The organism is Staphylococcus kloosii (assembly GCF_032139365.1).
Taxonomy (GTDB): Bacteria; Bacillota; Bacilli; order Staphylococcales; family Staphylococcaceae; genus Staphylococcus; species Staphylococcus kloosii_A.
Genome location: NZ_JAVTDB010000040.1, coordinates 16,735 through 34,884 on the forward strand (window position 1 = coordinate 16,735; position 18,150 = coordinate 34,884).

The following is an 18,150-nucleotide window of genomic DNA, read 5'->3' on the forward strand; positions in this document are numbered from 1 at the left end:
TGCAAAAAATGAAAAAAGCAATTTTAAGTGTTTCCGATAAAACTGGTGTTGTAAATTTTGCCAAAGCTTTAACTGAACAGGATTATGAACTTTATTCTACTGGTGGCACTATGCGTGCGATAAAAGCAGCGGGTGTTGAAGTTCATTCAATTACTAAATTAACGCAGTTCGAAGAAATTTTAGATGGACGTGTAAAAACATTACATCCAGCAGTGCATGGCGGTATTTTAGCAGATAGAGACAAAGCAGAACATTTAGCTCAATTAGAAGCGCAACACATAGCTTTAGTTGATATGGTTGTCGTTAACTTATATCCATTTAAAGAAACAGTCGCTAATCCAGACGTAACTGAAAGTGATGCAATTGAAAATATAGATATTGGTGGACCAACAATGTTAAGAGCGGCTGCGAAAAACTTTAAACACGTGACTACTATAGTTCATCCATCAGATTACGATGAAGTGATCGCAAGAGTAAAAAATAATACATTAGATTATGACTATAAAAAATCACTCATGATTAAAGTATTTGAACATACAAATAGCTACGATGCAGCAATTGTTGATTTCTTTAACAATAATAAAGAAAGTTTACGCTATGGCGAAAATCCACAACAAGAAGCATATTTTGTACGTACATCAAATGATAAGCATACATTAGGCGGCGCAGAACAATTGCACGGTAAACAACTTAGCTATAATAATATTAAAGACGCAGATGCAGCATTAGCATTAGTTAAACAATTTGAGCAACCTGCAGCAGTAGCAGTAAAACATATGAACCCTTGTGGTGTGGGTATAGGTGATGACATTGAAAGTGCCTATCAACATGCATTTGAAGCAGATAGTCAATCTATATTTGGTGGTATTGTTGCTTTAAATAGAAAAGTTGATGCAACGCTGGCAAATAAATTACATGAAATCTTTTTAGAAGTAGTCATTGCACCTGAATATAGCGAAGAAGCTTTGACTATTTTAAGACAAAAGAAAAATATTAGATTATTAGAAATTAGTATGCATATCGATAGTGATGAGCAAGAACTCGTATCCGTCTCAGGTGGTTATCTTGTTCAAGACAAAGATAATAAAAAAGTACAACGTGAAGATATGTCAGTTGTAACAGAAGCTGCGCCTACAGAAGCACAGTGGGAAGCTATGTTACTAGGATGGAAAGTTGTTGGCTCAGTCAAAAGTAATGCAGTAATTTTAACAAACGATAAACAAACTGTCGGTATTGGTGCTGGACAAATGAATCGTGTAGGTTCTGCAAAAATTGCCATCGAAAGAGCGATAGAAATGAACGACAATGTTGCACTTGTATCAGATGGTTTTTTCCCAATGGGAGATACAGTGGAATTAGCTGCGCAATCCGGTATTAAAGCAATCATCCAACCAGGTGGTTCAATTAAAGACCAAGAATCAATTGATATGGCTAATAAGTATGGCATTACAATGGTAACAACAGGCGTACGTCACTTTAAACATTAAATGGAAGGTAGGTTGAAAAAATGAAAGTTCTTGTAATAGGTTCAGGTGGTAGAGAACACGTACTTGCTTTTAAACTCAATCAATCTAGTCTAGTTAACCATTTATATGCTATTCCTGGCAATGATGCTATGGTAAATATTGCAGAAGTCCACAAAGAGATAGCTGAAAATGATCATGCTGCAATCGTGGAATTTGCGGTAGCAAATAACATCGATTGGGTTATTATTGGACCTGAGCAACCATTGACTGAAGGATTAACAGATAAATTACAAAGAGAGAGAATCAAAGTATTTGGACCTAATAAAGTTGCTGCTCAAATCGAAGGATCAAAGTCATTTGCAAAGCAAATCATGAAACGTCACAATATTCCCACTGCTAATTATCAAGAAATTAATAATAAAGATACAGCGTTATCGTACATAAAGGCATGTGATTATCCAGTTGTGTTAAAAAAAGATGGTTTGGCTGCTGGGAAAGGTGTTATTATTGCGCAAAATTATGACGAAGCGCTAGAAGCAGTACAAGCATTTTATGAAAGTGGGAATGAACTTGTCGTTTTTGAAACGTTTTTAGAAGGGGAAGAATTTTCACTCATGACTTTTGTAAACGGTGATTATGCAGTTCCTTTTGATTGTATTGCACAAGATCATAAACGAGCATTTGATAACGATAAAGGACCTAATACAGGCGGTATGGGCGCTTATTGTCCAGTTCCACACATCGGTGAAGATATTTTAAGACAAACAAATGATATGATAGCTCAACCAATAGCGAAAGCGATGCATGAGGAAGGTTATTCATTTTTTGGTATATTATACATTGGTGCTATTATTACTAAAGAAGGTCCTAAAGTAATTGAGTTTAATGCACGATTTGGAGATCCTGAAGCGCAAGTATTACTAAGTCGAATGGAAAGCGATTTAATGCAACACATCATTGAATTAGATCAAAAACAACCTATCCAATTTCAATGGCAAGATGATGCTTTTGTAGGTGTTATGCTCGCTTCAAAAGGCTACCCAGGCACATACGAAAAAGGCAAACACGTCGCTGGTTTCACTTTAGATGGCAATTATTTTGTAAGTGGTCTAACATTACACAATGATAAATATGTAACAAGTGGTGGGAGAGTTATATTAGCTGTAGGACAAGGTGAAAATATCAAAAAAGCAAAAGAACAAGCTTATAAATTTGTGGAAAACATTGAAAGTGATGCTTTATTCTATAGAAATGATATTAGTAATAAAGCAATAAAATAAAATTAAACGTCAATTTCTATCTAATTAATGTAGAAATTGACGTTTTTGCTATCTATATGACTGTTTAATAAATATTATTGACTCTTACGTCATTAATGCTAGTAATAGGCATGAAATGAGCTAATATAAATGCTAAAGCTACTAACACAATCATAACGATGATTAAAATAATGTCTTTATATGAAAATGGCACATAATAGTAATATGTTCGAGGACCATCTTTAAAACCTTTTTTCTCCATTGCTACTGATAGTTGATGTGCTTTTCTAATGTTTTGACTTAGCATAGGAATTAATAAATGTTTGAAGCGGTTTAAACATTTGTAATTTCTTGAAGGTATCATTTGATAACGCATTTTCAACGTTCTTCTCAATTGAACAAACGAACTTAACATAAGCGGCACCATTCTTACAGCTGCCATAAAGGCATAAGCGAACTTGGGCTTAACTTTTAAATGCTGCATTAAACTATAAAAAATCATGACGATTTGCGAAGAGAATACAACCAATAAGCCGAAGAATGATACGGCCATTGTTCTTAATGAAAGATGTATACCTCTAATTAAGCTTTCTATTGAAATTTGAATGAAGCCGAGTTTAAATAACGTATGTGTACCAGCACCATAAAAAATCATAAATAATGATGACACTATACTAAACAACATTGTAAACAGAATAAATATTAATGTGACACTTAATTTAATACCATTAAAAAACAATAAAAATAAAACCATCAATAAAGCTAAATAAATCATTAAATCAAATTGGTGAATTAATATTACTAAGAAAAATAGTAATATTGATAGTGTCAATTTCGTAATAACATTAACGTCATCCAAGAAAGTGTATCTTGTTTTCCATAAATCAAACATGTGCTTCACCTATCATTTCTACAAGTTGTTTACTTTCTACGTGTATTCTTCGTGTAGAATAGCGTTTTATAAGTTCAGGATCATGAGTAACCATAATTATTGTTTGTCCTTTACTAATACGCTGTTGAAACAATTTGATTAGGTTAAATGTATTATGACTATCTAAACCGAAAGTAGGTTCATCTAATAAGATGATTTCAGCTTCTGAACTTAGAGCAGTAGCAACACTTAAACGTCTTTTTTGTCCTACTGAAAGTTCGAAGGGATGTTGATGTTTGACTTCGGTTAAATTTAGTTCGTGTAACAAGTTTTCTGTTTTTTGTTGTGCTTCAGTATCACTATAGTTTGAATATTGAACAAATATTTCATTGTAAACAGAATTAGTGATAAATTGTAATTCTGGATTTTGATAAACTAAAAAGGCATGATGTGCAATATCTTGTATCTTTCGGATCATTTTATTATTAAAATACATTTTTCCTTCATATTGAATAAGTTGCATTATAGATTCTAGTAGAGATGTTTTTCCACTGCCATTAGCCCCGGTGATTGTAATCCATTCACCTTGATTTATCGTTAATTCATTGACATTAATTAACGTGCTTTTACCTCTTTTTATTGTGCATTGTTCTAGACGAAGTTGATAGTCTGACTTTTCTAATACAGGTTGTGTGATTGGTTTAGGTGCGTAATCCCAAGCCTTAGGATGCCACACACCATACTCAGTTAGTAAATGTTCATAGTTAGTTAATATGTTTTGCGGTTGTTCATCAGCAATAACATTTCCGTCATAATCGAATAGAATTATTCTATCTATGTGTTCCCATATATGAGCAACTTTGTGTTCGACAATGAGCACTGTTTGATTAGTCCACAATGATTTAATTTTAGACCAAAGTGCTTCGGTCGCTTCAACGTCTAACATTGCAGTAGGTTCATCTAGAAATAGCGTGTTGGCATTTTGTAATAATGTTTCTGCAATTGCTAATTTTTGTTTCATGCCACCGCTTAATTGATTTACATATTGATCTTTATTGACAGATAAATCAACAGCGTGCAACGCCTTTATTATCTCATCATCCATTTGCGCTCTAGGCACTTGTCTATTTTCTAAAATAAAAGCGAGTTCTTCATAGACTTTTGGCATACAAAATTGTGTGTCAGGGTCTTGAAAAATAACGCCACTATTTAAATCTCTATCTAGTTGATCATATTTTAGTGGTAGTTCTATCAATTCAGGTACTATGCCACTAAGTACATTTAATAATGTACTTTTCCCTGAACCTGAAGGTCCTAATAATAGTATTTTTTCTTGCTCCCTTATTGTTATATCTAACCCATCAAAAATCTTTTTGTTGGCGTTTGGGTATTTTAGGCGTAAATTTTTTGCTACTAACACGTGCAACGCTCCTTATAAATTATCGTAATCTTCTTTTGATGAGGGTCTAAATAATCTAGTGACACCTGTTTGATCGAGCGCCTTAACTATATAATAAGAGAGTAGTCCGGCCACTAATATACCGCCTAATAAACGAAAAACAATATATAGTGTTAAGTTCCAGCTTGTAAGTGATGCTAAGTAACCATAAGCAAAGTCTAATGGTAATGTTGAAATAGCAGTTAATAAACCAGCCAATATTGCAACGATAGCTTTGCGAGATTTATATCTAAAAATTGCAAAGATAATTTCACAGGCTAAACCTTGTACAAAAGCATAAATTATTGTAGCAATATCAAAACGGCCCATAACAATAGTTTCACCAGCACCAGCAGCAAATTCAGCTAATAATGCGATACCTGCTTTCGGAATAATAAGATAAGCTACTACAGCTGCCATAAACCAAGCACCGTAAGTAATTTCTTCTATATGAAGCCCAGATACTTGAAATGCTTTATAAACGAAATTCCAAATATTATAGATAATTGAAAAGACGATAGCAATCAGTATTGTAACTAGTATTTCTGATAGTTTTAAACCTTTTGACATGTAACATTCCTCCATAAAAAAAACGCACAACCTCACTAGAAGTTGTGCGAAATTATAGGCATAATTATACAAAAAAATTAATAAGTTAATAATTATAATTGTACACTTTCCTACGCTAGTTTCATCTAGATCAGGTTCAAAGGGTTTGAGGGAATCCTCATCTCAGTCACAAAACACCCCTAGTGCGTATATTAAGTTTTAATTTAACTTTAATGTATGCCTTATAACGTTGTTTGTCAAGGTAGTAAATGAAAATTCGTCTCATTACACCCTTATTCATATAAATCTTGAATATTTTTCATCGTTTCTTCATGATTATCAGTACTGTTTTCGTTTTTGTCTTTTAGTTCATTTTCCGCGTTTTTTGCTTGTTCCGCTAAGTCTTTGTGCATTTCTTCTTTACTCATAGGGAACCACTCCTCAATTTAGGATTTTTACTGTATAAAGTTGTTATACAAATGTGTTTACCTCCTCCACAAGATTTAAAACAAATTAATTATAATACTGTTGCAAGAAATCGTATAAATAAGGTATTCTTAAGTAATTGAAGTTTGTTTAAAACAAAGCAAACTGTGGAAAGTTTAATGTGTATATTTTATATCATACTATAGACTTATTTATCGGTTTATTTAAAGACAAGATTCTTAAGTTCGTATATAATAACTTTGAGGTGAATGGTATGTCGTTTTTGAAAAAACACGCCGAAATATTATATAGCTATGTAATTGGTATAGTGTCCATTTTAATAAGTGTCATTATATTACTAAATTTATCTTTAATTAATAAACTTAATGGTAAAGATAAGATAGAATTACATATTCATAATGTTTGGGACTTTATTAATGCATTTTTCGGTGAAATTATTAGGGTGACAAGTAATTATATAGGTAGTTTCCCAATTGTTAGTGCAATTATAATTATTCTTTTTGGTGCTTTAGTTATTTATTTAGGTTTTACATTATATCGTACAACTAAGTATGATTATGATATTTCAATATTCTTCTTAGTCGTAGGTATTTTATACTTTCTAATAACAATAATTTTAATGACTCAAATTTATAGCTTCTTTGCAGTACTATTTATAGTGCCATTCGCTATTCATATAGGATATATCGTTTATAAAGACGAATTAAATCCTAATCACCGCAAATATCACTATCTATGGATAATTTTTAGTTATGGCATTGTTTATCTATTGACGCAAATTGTACTATACAGTCGTATAGACAGCGATGAAATTTTATCAATAGATATTTTAAGTATTAATACATTCTTTTTAATCATGTGGGTTTTAGGTCAAATGGCTATATGGAATTTCTTGTTTTTAAGAAGATCACTTCCTCTTACTAAACAAGAATTAGGTGAAGAAGAACCAGAACTTTCTCGTATGAGTAAAGATTCGATGACAAACCAAACAAAAGAACATTGGAAAAACTTGCAAGATAGAACAACTGAATTTACTCGTAAAACACGGAGAAGTGTTGACTTACAGAAAATGCGCGATAAGAAAGATAACTTTATAAATAAATGGAAAGAAATAATAGACATTCAAGAAGATGATGTACCAAACTGGATGAAGAAACCAAAATGGTTGAAAACTGCATATATTGAATTATTATGTGGTGCAGTCTTATTATTCTTCACATTAATTGAATTTAACAATAGAAATAGTTTATTTGTGTCTGGTGAATGGGAACTTTCACAAACACAATATGTTATCGAATGGATAACATTACTATTACTAATATTTGCAATTATTATTTATATTCTAACGACACTCACGAATTTCTTACGCAATAAATTTTATTATTTACAGCTATTTATGATTAGTATTCTGTTCTTTAAATTACTTACAGAATTTGTCAATATTATGATTCACGGATTGTTGTTATCTATTTTCATTACTCCGATTTTATTCATCATGTTAATTGCGGTTATTGTAGGGTTTGTAATAAAACTAAGACATTAAAATAGTTATATTAATGCAGCTTAATGGTTAGGTAATAGAGGCCATTTAGCTGTATTTTTATGTTTTAAAGTTTAAAACGAGATGCAAACGAGTCATTTTAGTAGGGATTATAGGACTAAACATGTACATTTGTGATGTTCCAGTGTAAACAACATGTTAAAATAAAAAGCGCTATAAATTATAAATAAAGAAAGGTCGGCAAATTATGAAAACAGCCACTTTAAATAGAGGAAAAGAAACTAAATATAATAATCAATATCCATTAATCGAAGAAGAGGATATTTACGCTCACGATCACTTAAAAGAAGGAGATTTGTTCTACTTAGTAACGAATAAAGAAGAATATATTGCGACTTGTTATGTTGGTAGACAACATAAAGGCATAGGTTGGGTTCTAAGTTATGACAAAGAAGAAGAGATAAATGCTAGTTTCTTCGAACGATTATTCCAAATTGCACTTGAAGAAAGAACTTATTTTTATAACTTAGATGGTACTTCTGCATTTAGATTATTTAATAGTGAAGGCGATGGCGTTGGTGGTTTAACTATTGATAATTATGACGACCATCTTTTAATTCAATGGTATTCAAAAGGAATTTATAAGTTTAGATATTTGATATTAAAAGCCATTGAAACGGTATTCGAGTATACCTCTATATATGAAAAAATGCGTTTTAAAGATGATTCATTAACCGGTGGTTATGTAACAGGTGAAGCGCCTGAATTTCCGATTGTAATTGAAGAAAACAATACATTTTATAATGTGAATTTAGATGATGGTTTAATGACTGGCATCTTTTTAGACCAAAAAGAAGTACGTAAAAAGTTAAGAGACAAATTCTCAGACGGACGTGATATTTTAAATTTATTTAGTTATACAGGTGCATTTTCAGTTGTAGCGGCTAATGAAGCTAATAGTACTACGAGCGTTGATTTAGCTAATCGTTCGCGTAGTCTTACAGAAGAGAATTTTGGGTTGAATGGTATTGACCCCAAATCTCAATATATTTATGTAATGGATACTTTTGACTTCTTTAATTATGCGCGTCGTCACGATCACTTTTACGATACGATTGTAATAGATCCACCAAGTTTTGCTAGAAATAAAAAGAAAACATTTTCTGTTACTAAAGACTATGACAAGTTAATTTTAGGTGCATTAGATATTTTAGGCCCAGACGGTAATTTGTTGTTGTGTACAAATAATAGTACATTTTCATTAAAAGCATTTAAAAAAGTTATAAAAGACACATTGGAGAACGTCGATGTTGATTATGAGTTAATAGAAGTAATGGGATTACCTAAAGATTTCAAAACACATCCACATTATAAACCTTCCAAATATTTAAAAGCTATCTTCTTGCAAATTAAATAATTTATTGAAAACAGGGTATTTAAATTATTGAATGCACAAATGAAGGAGTAGATTAAAATGGGAATTAAAAATAAAGTTACAAATAAATTAACTAATAAATTTGGTAATAAAGTATTAAATATCGAAGAAATAAATGCTAAAAATAATTTGCCAACTACTAATGATGAAATTGCTAATCGTAGAGAACGTGCGGAAGCACTAATTAGAAAAAAAGCTATTTTATCTTCTAGTGTGAGCATTGTCCCAATACCCGGTTTAGATTTTGGTGTGGACTTGAAGTTAATGAGAGACATCATTGAAGACATCAATAAAATTTATGGTGTTGATCATAAACAAGTAAATAACTTAGGCGATGATGTAAAAGAACGTATTTATACAGCTGCTGCAATTCAAGGTAGTCAATTTGTTGGTAGAAAAGTTTCAAGCGCTTTATTGAAAGTCGTAATTAGAGATGTCGCTAAACGTACTGCTGCTAAACAAACAAAATGGTTTCCTGTAGTAGGACAAGCTATATCTGCGTCAATTAGTTATTATTTCATGAAAAAAATAGGACAAGATCACGTAGAAAAATGCGAAAAAGTAATTCGCTCAATAGTATAAAAAAACATTTTAATTGCAGCGCTTTCAAAAAACTCGTAAATAATCGCTGATTATTATCATGTCTAGGGATTAACGAATTGAATTTATATAATTTTTTTGGTAATGTAAACGTATAAAACTATGTTAAGTTTTATAATAAACTAACAATTCTAACTATATGAAGGAGATTTACACATATGGAACAAAAATCTTACGTAATTATTGATGAAACAGGTATACACGCACGTCCAGCAACGATGCTTGTACAAACAGCTTCAAAATTTGATTCTGATATTCAATTAGAATATAACAGCAAAAAAGTAAACTTAAAATCTATTATGGGTGTTATGAGTTTAGGTGTAGGTAAAGATGCTGAAATCACAATTTATGTAGATGGTAGCGATGAAGCAGAAGCAATTGATGCGATTACAGAAGTATTATCTAAAGAAGGACTTACTGAATAATCATGACTAATTATATTAAGGGGATTGCTGCTTCTGATGGTGTGGCAATAGCTAAGGCTTATTTACTAGTTGAGCCAGACTTATCATTCGACAATGAGAAGGTTGCTGATGCATCTGCTGAAGTAGAAAAATTTCAAAATGCTATCAATACATCAAAAATTGAATTAACTAAAATTAGAAATAATGCAGAGCAAAATTTAGGTGCTGATAAAGCGGCTATTTTTGACGCGCACTTATTAGTTTTAGATGATCCAGAGTTAATTCAACCAATCGAAGACAAAATTAAAAATGACCAAGTTAACGCGCCTACAGCATTAACTGAAGTTACAGACCAATTTATCTCTATCTTTGAAGGCATGGACAATGAATATATGAAAGAACGTGCTGCCGATATACGTGATGTGAGAAAACGTATTTTAGCAAACTTATTAGGTGTTGAATTACCAAATCCTAGTATGATTGATGAAAGCGTTGTTATAATTGGTAATGACTTAACGCCTTCAGATACTGCGCAATTAAATAAAGAATTTGTACAAGGTTTTGTTACTAATATCGGTGGCAGAACTTCTCACTCTGCTATTATGAGTCGTTCTTTAGAAATTGCCGCAGTTGTTGGCACTAAATCTATTACGGATGAAGTTCAACAAGGTGATATGATTGTCGTTGACGGATTAACTGGCGAAGTCATTGTTAATCCTACAGACGATGAAGTTATCGCTTATCAAAATAAACGCGAACGTTTCTTTGAAGATAAAAAAGATTTACAAAAATTACGCGACGAAGAGTCAGTAACATTAGACGGTAATCATGTAGAATTAGCAGCTAATATTGGTACGCCAAACGATATTAAAGGCGTACTCGAAAATGGCGCTGAAGGTATTGGTTTATATCGTACGGAATTCTTATACATGGGTAGAGATCAGTTGCCAACTGAAGATGAACAATTTGAGGCATACAAAGAAGTTATTGAGTCTATGGAAGGTAAAAGAGTCGTCGTTCGTACATTAGATGTTGGCGGCGATAAAGAACTACCATACTTAAATTTACCTGACGAAATGAATCCGTTCTTAGGCTATAGAGCAATTCGTTTATGTCTAGATCAACCAGATATTTTTAGACCACAATTGCGTGCTTTATTACGTGCTTCAGCGTTCGGTAAATTGAATATTATGTTCCCGATGGTTGCAACTGTTCAAGAATTCCGTGATGCTAAAGCATTATTAGAAGAAGAAAGAGCGAACTTAAAACAAGAAGGTACTGAAGTTTCTGATGATATCGAATTAGGTATCATGGTAGAAATTCCTTCTACGGCTGCTTTAGCAGATGTCTTTGCTAAAGAAGTAGACTTCTTTAGTATTGGTACTAATGACTTAATCCAATACACTATGGCAGCAGACCGCATGTCAGAACGTGTATCATACCTATATCAACCTTATAATCCGGCAATACTTCGTTTAGTTAAACAAGTAATCGAAGCTTCACATAATGAAGGTAAATGGACTGGTATGTGTGGTGAAATGGCGGGAGATGAAATTGCTATACCATTATTACTAGGTTTAGGATTAGATGAATTCTCTATGAGTGCGACTTCAATCTTGAAAGCACGTCGTCAAATCAAAGAATTAAGTCAGTCTGAAATGCAAGAATTAGCTAACCGTGCAATTAATGCAGCAACTTCAGAAGAAGTTCAAACATTAGTTAAACAATATACTAAATAGCAAATTAAAAGAAGCGCTTAGATATAAAGTGTTTGGTTAAGTGAAAAAAGGCAATTTCTATTGAAATAATATAGAAATTGCCTTTTTCATTATTATTTTGATTAATTGTTAGCGTGTTGTGCTACTACTTTTCTTTTATTAAGTGCGATTAATATAAAACCAAATGCTCTTTTGACTTTATCTATGCCACGAACGATATTCGAGTGAAAATCAAAATAGCCTTGATTTTAAAGCATTTTAATGTGAAATCATATATAAATGGCGTCATATCTTGGCGACACACTTCAGGGGAGAAGCTGCAGACTTCATGCTAAGGCCTTTCTATAAGAAAGTGAGCCAACAATACGAAGTATTGCATAAAAAAGAAGCACTCAGATGAATCAAACTAAATCATCTGAGTGCTATTTTTCTGGGATTTATATCCCAGGTGCTTCTGTTTATTTAATGTTCAATTCAGCGTTAATTTTGTCCATATCAACTTGGTACATAGGCTCATTATTTAAAAGAATAAATGGCGTAGCAAAAGCATCATAGTCCATCATTTCATTACGATATGTTGCGTTTTGTGAAATGTTCTTTTCGGTATAATCAATATTTTTGGTAGTTAAATAATTTTTAATAAAAGTGCAGGGCGGGCAATCATTTTGTGAATAGATGGTAATATTAGACATTAAAAACAAATTCCTTTCAAAGTGAGTTACTATTTCTTAATATAAGAGATACAACATAAGAAATCAAGTTTGTGAACTGTCTGTGACACGTCATTAATTTGTCAATATTCAAATGAACCATAACAATTTCATCCATGAAAATTGCGAGTTATAATAAAAATATATTGTGATTTTTGTCACAAATTCAGGAAAAAGGTGATTTTATGGATTCAGTAGAAATAGCGCGTTTCCTCACTGGAATGACGCTAGCCGTTCATATAATTTTTGCGACGATTGGTGTTGGAATGCCATTAATGTTTGCTATTGCAGAATTTTTAGGTATTAAAAAGAATGATCCGAGCTATACTGCATTAGCGAAACGTTGGTCCAAAGGTTATACTATTACTGTTGCAGTCGGTGTTGTGACAGGTACAATTATCGGCTTACAGTTGTCACTACTTTGGCCGACATTTATGCAATTAGGTGGGCACGTTATAGCGTTACCACTATTTATGGAAACATTTGCATTCTTCTTTGAGGCTATCTTTTTAAGTATTTATTTATATACTTGGAATAGGTTTAAAGGTAAATGGACACACTTAATTTTAAGTATTCCAGTTATTATTGGTGGTTCATTCTCCGCATTGTTCATTACGTCAGTAAACTCGTTTATGAATACGCCTGCAGGATTCCAATTTAAAGATGGTAGAATGGTAAACGTTGAACCTTGGGCAGCAATGTTTAATGCATCATTTTTAGTAAGATCATTTCACGTAGTTGCCACTGCACTTATGACGATGGCATTTATATTAGCTGCTATAGCAGCATTTAAATTGTTAAAAAATAAAGTGAGTAAAGATGCAGAATATCATAAAAAGTCACTAAAAATAACGATGATTTTAGGTTTAGTATTTACTTTAGGTTCAATGCTTGCTGGAGATTTATCAGCTAAATTTTTACACAAAGTGCAGCCAGAGAAATTAGCAGCTTATGAATGGCATTTTGATACTGGTTCAAAAGCTGATTTAGTTTTCTTCGGTACACTCAATGAACATACGCAACAAGTAACAGGTGCAATAAAAATACCTGGGTTACTAAGCTTTTTAGCAGACGATAACATTAATACGAAAGTAAAAGGGTTAAACGATTTTCCTAAAGCTGACTTACCACCACTTATCGTGCACTATTTCTTTGACTTGATGGTATCACTCGGCGTATTTTGTTTCATCATTTCTGCGGCATATGTAGCGACGTTAATATTTAAAAAATTACGACGCTTTATGCATACCAAACCGATGTTATACGGCATTCTACTCACTGGACCTGCAGCGATGTTAGCTATTGAATTTGGTTGGTTCTTGACAGAAATGGGTCGTCAACCATGGATTGTTAGAGGTTATTTAAAAGTTAAAGAAGCTGCTACGCAAGCTGGTGGTTTAACATTCGTTACTATTTTGTTTGGTTTGCTTTATATTGTACTAATAGTAACAGCAGCTTATGTGCTAATAAGAATGTTTAAAAATAAACCTGCTTATAAAGATATCGCAGCAGTTTCTAATGAGAGAGGTGAGCAGTAATGATATTTTCTTATATTGGAATAATCGTTTTGTGGTTATTTTTGTTTTGCTATATTATTATTGCATCAATCGACTTTGGCGCAGGCTTCTTTGCATTGCATGCTAAGATTACTAATCAAGATAAAAAGTTAAATCATCTAATATCTAGATATTTGAACCCAGTTTGGGAAGTAACAAACGTCTTCTTCGTGTTCTTTTTCGTAGGAATGGTAGGTTTCTTCCCAGACACAGCATTATACTTTGGCACAGTATTATTAGTACCAGCTTCCATTGCATTAGTATTGTTATCGATAAGAGGTGCGTTCTACGCATTTGAAAACTATGGCCAAGATTCTAAATTACCTTGGTTAGTACTATATGGCTTAACAGGATTATTTATTCCTGCGTCGTTAGCAACTGCAATGACAATTTCTGAAGGTGGTTATATTACTAAGCATGGTTCAAGCTTTGACTTGAATTGGACTGAATTATTACTAAGTCCATTTTCATGGGCAGTAGTCTTTTTAGCAGTCATCACTGTACTTTATATCTCTTCAGGATTTTTAACATTTTATGCTGATAGAGCAAAAGATACAAGAGCATATAAATTGTTAAGATACTGGTTCCTATTCTGGGGTCCACCGATGATTGCAATATCACTATTTGTCTTTTTATCATTAAGAATTCAAAATGAAGGGCATTTTCTATCAGCAGTGCTGAACTATTGGTGGTTATTTTTACTCAGCCTAATTTGTTTTATAGTGGCTATGTTATTAACTCTAATTAAAAAAGCACACGGTTGGGCATTTATAATGGTCATACTGCAAATGGCCTTTGCCTTTTTCGGGTATGGTGCAAGTAAATTACCATATATTTTATATCCACAAGTGCAATTCGAACACGCAGTGGCAAATGATAGTATGGCGATGGCATTAACGATCGCATTTATTTGTGGTTTACTTTTATTGGTTCCATCGTTAATATTATTATTGAAGTTATTTGTTTTCGACAAAGCATATGTAGAAGGCAAAAAGTCTCAATATTAACAAAAGGGTGAGAAAGGTTAGCAAATTGTAAAACAATGTGACCTTTCTCGCGCCTTTATTTTTTAATGGAGGACGCATATGGAAAAAGAATATGTGGTAATAGGATTAGGCCGTTTTGGTGGTAGTATTGTTAGAGAATTAAATGCATTAGATATGGACGTTATGGCAATTGATAGTAATGAAGCACGTGTGAATGAGTATAGTGAAATTGCTACCCATGCAGTAGTGGCTGATACAACAGATGAGGCCGTAATGAAAAGTTTAGGTATTAGAAACTTTGATCATGTTATTGTTGCTATAGGTGAAAATATTCAATCTAGTACATTGACGACACTTATTTTAAAAGAATTAGGTGTTAAAAAAGTAACAGCTAAAGCTCAAAATGATTACCATGCGAAAATTTTAAATAAAATTGGTGCAGATACAGTCGTTCATCCAGAGCGTGATATGGGCCGTCGTATCGCTCATAACGTAGCGAGTGCGAGCGTACTAGATTACCTAGAATTAGCCGATGAGCATTCTATTGTAGAAATTAAAGCAAGCGAAAAGATGGCAGGTAAAACGATTATTGAGCTAGATATTAGAGCTCAATTTGGTATTAGTATTATAGCGGTTAAGCGCGGTAGAAATATACTCGTTTCTCCTGATCCAAATGAAAATATAGAAATAGGCGATATTTTAATAATGATTGGTCATGATAATGACTTAAATCGGTTTGAAATGAAAGTTGTAAGGTAGAATTGTACGCTTTTTAAGTGTGTTGAATATTCATTCGGCACGCTTTTTTATTTACTATAAAAAAGGAGTATAGCTATCTACTGTAGATAGCTATACTCCTTGTATATTTTTGTAACAAAATTCAAATGCTATTTTGGTTCTACGTTATTTTGTTGTTTTTGTGACTTTTCTTTAGGTGTTGTTTTCGCATTTGAAGATTTACGTTCTTTTTGTGGTTTACTAGAGTTAGCTTTGCTATCTTCATCTTCATTTACCTTCATGATTACAGGTAAAATCATTGGTTTTCTTGCTGTTTTCTCATATAAATATGGTTGTAATGTTTCAATAATTGATGACTTTATTTGATGCCACTGTATCGAACTATTTTGATTTAATTTAGAAATCACATCTGTTTTAATTCTACGTTGCGCATCGTAAATAAGTTGACCTGACTCACGCATATAAACAAAGCCACGTGAAATAATGTCGGGGCCAGAGAGTAGTTTGTTTGTTTTGAAATCAATACTAACAACTACGATAACTAAACCTTCTTCTGATAATAACTTACGATCACGTATAACGACGTTGCCGATGTCGCCTATACCGCTACCGTCAACTAATACGTTACCTGAAGGAATACGGCCAACTTTGCGAGCAGAATCATGTGTAAGTGCTAAAACATCGCCAATGTCGAAAATAAAAACATTTTCTGGGTCAACGCCACATTCAATACCTGATTGACCATGTGCTTTAAGCATACGGTACTCTCCATGGATAGGTAAGAAGTATTTAGGTCTAATCAAACGTAACATTAATTGTTGGTCACCTTGAGAACCGTGACCAGACGTGTGAATGTTAGACACTTTATTGTGAATTACATCTGCACCTGCACGATATAACGAGTTGATTGTACGATTAATACTTTTTGTATTACCGGGAATAGGTGATGAGCTAAATACAACCGTATCCTCAGGGATGATTTTTATTTGTTTATGTGTACCATTAGCTATACGTGATAAAGCAGCCATAGGCTCACCTTGTGAACCTGTACATAAAATTAATAATTCATGCTTAGGGATACTATTAATTTTATTTGGTTCTACAAAAGTTTCTGGCGGTGCTTTAATATAGCCTAGTTCCATACCAATTTTAATGTTATTTTCCATTGAACGACCAAAAGTAACAATCTTTCGCCCATGCTTAATAGCGGCTTCAACAGCTTGTTGAACACGATATATATTAGATGCGAAAGTTGCGAAAATAATACGACCCGTACAATTTCTAAAAATCTTATCGACATTTTGTCCGACTTCGCGTTCACTTAAAGTGAAATCAGGCACGAGTGCGTTTGTTGAATCAGATAGTAGACATAATACGCCTTCGTCACCTAATTTAGCCATTTTACCAATGTTAGCCGGTTCACCAACAGGTGTGAAATCAAATTTAAAGTCACCAGTATGAACAATATTACCTTCCGGTGTATTGACTATAACACCATATGCTTCAGGGATACTATGTGTCGTTAAGTAAAATGAAATTTCAAAATGTTTTGACTTAATAACACTTTGTTCATCTATTTCGTTCAGTTCCGTTGTTCTTAATAAGTGATGTTCTTCTAATTTATTTCTAATTAATCCTAAAGCTAATGGACCACCGTAAATAGGTACATTAATTTGTTTTAACAGGTAGGGCACACCACCTATATGGTCTTCATGTCCATGCGTAATAAATAAACCAACGATTTTATCTTGGTTTTGTTCTAAGTACGTATAATCAGGAATGACATAATCGATACCTAATAAATTGTCGTCAGGAAACTTAATACCCGCATCAATAATGACAATTTCATCCTGATACTCAACAGCATAAGTATTTTTACCTACTTCACCTAAGCCGCCAAGTGCATATACTGCTACTTCATTTTTATTGATTTGCTTCATTATTCAGCTTGCTCCACATTAAAGTGATCTGATTGTTTTTCATATTCTAAATGTGTGCCCTCTAATTTAGTAATAAATTCAATGTTGTAATTACGATCTTTTAAATAACGTCTTACTTGTTCTTCAGTTTGTGCTTCTACGTAAATTGTTTGTGTGTTCTCACGAACTACCACTTCGTCTTTATTATGTTGATAAAATACTTTAAATACTGCCATTATCTATATTTCCTCCTATTGCTATCTTTAAATATTTAATATTATTGAATAAAAACCCTAGTCGAATACACTTACAAAAATGAATAGAACCAAATTTGTAAAATTAGGCAAAGTGTCTGAATATAAAAGAACATACAAGCTTTCTGCCCAGTATGTTTCTAGGGAAGTTAATTTCGTTCAGTATAAGAATAGATTAAATAGCTATTAATCTAATTCTAGTTATTTCCTATTTTACATGATGTTAATGAATAAATAAAGCAGTTTATCATAAGCAACGAACTATAATTTAGGTTTTAAATTAATGAACTTTATAAACT

The 18,150-nt window shown here is 32.6% G+C and carries 17 protein-coding genes, 1 pseudogene and 1 riboswitch; of the genes and pseudogenes, 10 read left to right on the forward strand and 8 right to left on the reverse strand.

Annotated features, from left to right (window positions below; all coding sequences use genetic code 11):
- Positions 1 to 8: 8 nt before the first annotated feature.
- Positions 9 to 1,487 (forward strand): bifunctional phosphoribosylaminoimidazolecarboxamide formyltransferase/IMP cyclohydrolase, encoded by a 1,479-nt coding sequence (purH, locus tag RPL90_RS04205; protein WP_313545849.1) that lies wholly within the window; start codon positions 9 to 11, stop codon positions 1,485 to 1,487.
- Between the two features lie 20 nt (positions 1,488 to 1,507).
- Complete coding sequence (purD, locus tag RPL90_RS04210) at positions 1,508 to 2,746, forward strand: phosphoribosylamine--glycine ligase (RefSeq protein WP_313545851.1); 1,239 nt, start codon at positions 1,508 to 1,510, stop codon at positions 2,744 to 2,746.
- A 64-nt stretch (positions 2,747 to 2,810) separates the two neighbouring features.
- On the opposite strand, the gene RPL90_RS04215 is transcribed toward purD, so the two are convergent.
- The 4 genes from RPL90_RS04215 to graF all read right to left on the reverse strand — a co-directional run bounded on the left by RPL90_RS04215 (position 2,811) and on the right by graF (position 6,011).
- The gene (locus RPL90_RS04215; RefSeq protein ID WP_313545853.1) at positions 2,811 to 3,617 is read right to left on the reverse strand and encodes an energy-coupling factor transporter transmembrane component T family protein; all 807 of its coding nucleotides are present in this window, start codon (positions 3,615 to 3,617) and stop codon (positions 2,811 to 2,813) included.
- Complete coding sequence (locus RPL90_RS04220) at positions 3,610 to 5,016, reverse strand: ABC transporter ATP-binding protein (RefSeq protein WP_313545855.1); 1,407 nt, start codon at positions 5,014 to 5,016, stop codon at positions 3,610 to 3,612. The genes RPL90_RS04215 and RPL90_RS04220 overlap by 8 nt, the downstream gene beginning before the upstream one ends.
- 12 nt (positions 5,017 to 5,028) lie before the next feature.
- Positions 5,029 to 5,604: an ECF transporter S component gene (locus RPL90_RS04225; protein ID WP_313545857.1), complete on the reverse strand. Its 576-nt coding sequence runs from the start codon at positions 5,602 to 5,604 to the stop codon at positions 5,029 to 5,031.
- A 90-nt stretch (positions 5,605 to 5,694) separates the two neighbouring features.
- A riboswitch (TPP riboswitch) is annotated at positions 5,695 to 5,795 on the reverse strand.
- An 81-nt stretch (positions 5,796 to 5,876) separates the two neighbouring features.
- On the reverse strand, positions 5,877 to 6,011 hold the full coding sequence (gene graF, locus RPL90_RS04230) for a glycopeptide resistance-associated protein GraF (RefSeq protein WP_195708312.1): 135 nt from the start codon (positions 6,009 to 6,011) through the stop codon (positions 5,877 to 5,879).
- Between the two features lie 272 nt (positions 6,012 to 6,283).
- On the opposite strand from graF, the gene auxA reads away from it, so the two are divergent.
- The 5 genes from auxA (at position 6,284) to ptsP (ending at position 11,709) form a co-directional block, all read left to right on the forward strand.
- The gene (auxA, locus tag RPL90_RS04235; RefSeq protein WP_313545860.1) at positions 6,284 to 7,573 is read left to right on the forward strand and encodes a lipoteichoic acid stability factor AuxA; all 1,290 of its coding nucleotides are present in this window, start codon (positions 6,284 to 6,286) and stop codon (positions 7,571 to 7,573) included.
- A gap of 205 nt (positions 7,574 to 7,778) precedes the next feature.
- Positions 7,779 to 8,948, forward strand: a complete 1,170-nt coding sequence (locus RPL90_RS04240; RefSeq protein WP_313545862.1) for a class I SAM-dependent rRNA methyltransferase — start codon at positions 7,779 to 7,781, stop codon at positions 8,946 to 8,948.
- A 57-nt stretch (positions 8,949 to 9,005) separates the two neighbouring features.
- Complete coding sequence (locus RPL90_RS04245; protein ID WP_313545863.1) at positions 9,006 to 9,548, forward strand: DUF697 domain-containing protein; 543 nt, start codon at positions 9,006 to 9,008, stop codon at positions 9,546 to 9,548.
- A gap of 176 nt (positions 9,549 to 9,724) precedes the next feature.
- Positions 9,725 to 9,991 (forward strand): phosphocarrier protein HPr, encoded by a 267-nt coding sequence (locus RPL90_RS04250; protein WP_048794214.1) that lies wholly within the window; start codon positions 9,725 to 9,727, stop codon positions 9,989 to 9,991.
- Between the two features lie 2 nt (positions 9,992 to 9,993).
- Positions 9,994 to 11,709: a phosphoenolpyruvate--protein phosphotransferase gene (gene ptsP, locus RPL90_RS04255; RefSeq protein ID WP_313545864.1), complete on the forward strand. Its 1,716-nt coding sequence runs from the start codon at positions 9,994 to 9,996 to the stop codon at positions 11,707 to 11,709.
- 4 nt (positions 11,710 to 11,713) lie between these two features.
- On the opposite strand, the pseudogene RPL90_RS04260 reads toward ptsP, so the two are convergent.
- Positions 11,714 to 11,935 (reverse strand): annotated as a pseudogene (locus RPL90_RS04260) (IS5/IS1182 family transposase); the annotation flags it as partial.
- 211 nt (positions 11,936 to 12,146) lie between these two features.
- Positions 12,147 to 12,380, reverse strand: coding sequence for a glutaredoxin family protein (locus tag RPL90_RS04265; RefSeq protein ID WP_313545866.1), 234 nt, complete (start codon positions 12,378 to 12,380; stop codon positions 12,147 to 12,149).
- A 203-nt stretch (positions 12,381 to 12,583) separates the two neighbouring features.
- Between RPL90_RS04265 and RPL90_RS04270 the strand changes: the two genes are divergently transcribed.
- The 3 genes from RPL90_RS04270 (at position 12,584) to RPL90_RS04280 (ending at position 15,699) form a co-directional block, all read left to right on the forward strand.
- On the forward strand, positions 12,584 to 13,936 hold the full coding sequence (locus RPL90_RS04270) for a cytochrome ubiquinol oxidase subunit I (protein ID WP_313545868.1): 1,353 nt from the start codon (positions 12,584 to 12,586) through the stop codon (positions 13,934 to 13,936).
- The gene (locus RPL90_RS04275) at positions 13,936 to 14,961 is read left to right on the forward strand and encodes a cytochrome d ubiquinol oxidase subunit II (RefSeq protein ID WP_313545870.1); all 1,026 of its coding nucleotides are present in this window, start codon (positions 13,936 to 13,938) and stop codon (positions 14,959 to 14,961) included. The genes RPL90_RS04270 and RPL90_RS04275 overlap by 1 nt, the downstream gene beginning before the upstream one ends.
- A 78-nt stretch (positions 14,962 to 15,039) precedes the next feature.
- Positions 15,040 to 15,699 (forward strand): potassium channel family protein, encoded by a 660-nt coding sequence (locus RPL90_RS04280; RefSeq protein ID WP_313545872.1) that lies wholly within the window; start codon positions 15,040 to 15,042, stop codon positions 15,697 to 15,699.
- A gap of 128 nt (positions 15,700 to 15,827) precedes the next feature.
- Here the strand turns inward: RPL90_RS04280 and rnjA are convergent, their stop codons facing one another.
- Together rnjA and RPL90_RS04290 are read right to left on the reverse strand one after the other, a co-directional pair.
- Positions 15,828 to 17,618, reverse strand: a complete 1,791-nt coding sequence (rnjA, locus tag RPL90_RS04285; RefSeq protein ID WP_313545874.1) for a ribonuclease J1 — start codon at positions 17,616 to 17,618, stop codon at positions 15,828 to 15,830.
- Positions 17,618 to 17,833, reverse strand: a complete 216-nt coding sequence (locus RPL90_RS04290) for a DNA-dependent RNA polymerase subunit epsilon (RefSeq protein WP_061854973.1) — start codon at positions 17,831 to 17,833, stop codon at positions 17,618 to 17,620. The genes rnjA and RPL90_RS04290 overlap by 1 nt, the downstream gene beginning before the upstream one ends.
- Positions 17,834 to 18,150 lie beyond the last annotated feature (317 nt).

Excerpts from the sequence above, each read along its gene's own strand:
- purH (WP_313545849.1), top strand. The coding sequence starts at position 9 with ATGAAAAAAGCAATTTTAAGTGTTTCCGATAAAACTGGTGTTGTAAAT.
- purD (WP_313545851.1), top strand. The coding sequence starts at position 1,508 with ATGAAAGTTCTTGTAATAGGTTCAGGTGGTAGAGAACACGTACTTGCT.
- RPL90_RS04215 (WP_313545853.1), bottom strand. The coding sequence starts at position 3,617 with ATGTTTGATTTATGGAAAACAAGATACACTTTCTTGGATGACGTTAAT.
- RPL90_RS04225 (WP_313545857.1), bottom strand. The coding sequence starts at position 5,604 with ATGTCAAAAGGTTTAAAACTATCAGAAATACTAGTTACAATACTGATT.
- graF (WP_195708312.1), bottom strand. The coding sequence starts at position 6,011 with ATGAGTAAAGAAGAAATGCACAAAGACTTAGCGGAACAAGCAAAAAAC.
- auxA (WP_313545860.1), top strand. The coding sequence starts at position 6,284 with ATGTCGTTTTTGAAAAAACACGCCGAAATATTATATAGCTATGTAATT.
- RPL90_RS04240 (WP_313545862.1), top strand. The coding sequence starts at position 7,779 with ATGAAAACAGCCACTTTAAATAGAGGAAAAGAAACTAAATATAATAAT.
- RPL90_RS04245 (WP_313545863.1), top strand. The coding sequence starts at position 9,006 with ATGGGAATTAAAAATAAAGTTACAAATAAATTAACTAATAAATTTGGT.
- RPL90_RS04250 (WP_048794214.1), top strand. The coding sequence starts at position 9,725 with ATGGAACAAAAATCTTACGTAATTATTGATGAAACAGGTATACACGCA.
- ptsP (WP_313545864.1), top strand. The coding sequence starts at position 9,994 with ATGACTAATTATATTAAGGGGATTGCTGCTTCTGATGGTGTGGCAATA.
- RPL90_RS04265 (WP_313545866.1), bottom strand. The coding sequence starts at position 12,380 with ATGTCTAATATTACCATCTATTCACAAAATGATTGCCCGCCCTGCACT.
- RPL90_RS04270 (WP_313545868.1), top strand. The coding sequence starts at position 12,584 with ATGGATTCAGTAGAAATAGCGCGTTTCCTCACTGGAATGACGCTAGCC.
- RPL90_RS04275 (WP_313545870.1), top strand. The coding sequence starts at position 13,936 with ATGATATTTTCTTATATTGGAATAATCGTTTTGTGGTTATTTTTGTTT.
- RPL90_RS04280 (WP_313545872.1), top strand. The coding sequence starts at position 15,040 with ATGGAAAAAGAATATGTGGTAATAGGATTAGGCCGTTTTGGTGGTAGT.
- rnjA (WP_313545874.1), bottom strand. The coding sequence starts at position 17,618 with ATGAAGCAAATCAATAAAAATGAAGTAGCAGTATATGCACTTGGCGGC.
- RPL90_RS04290 (WP_061854973.1), bottom strand. The coding sequence starts at position 17,833 with ATGGCAGTATTTAAAGTATTTTATCAACATAATAAAGACGAAGTGGTA.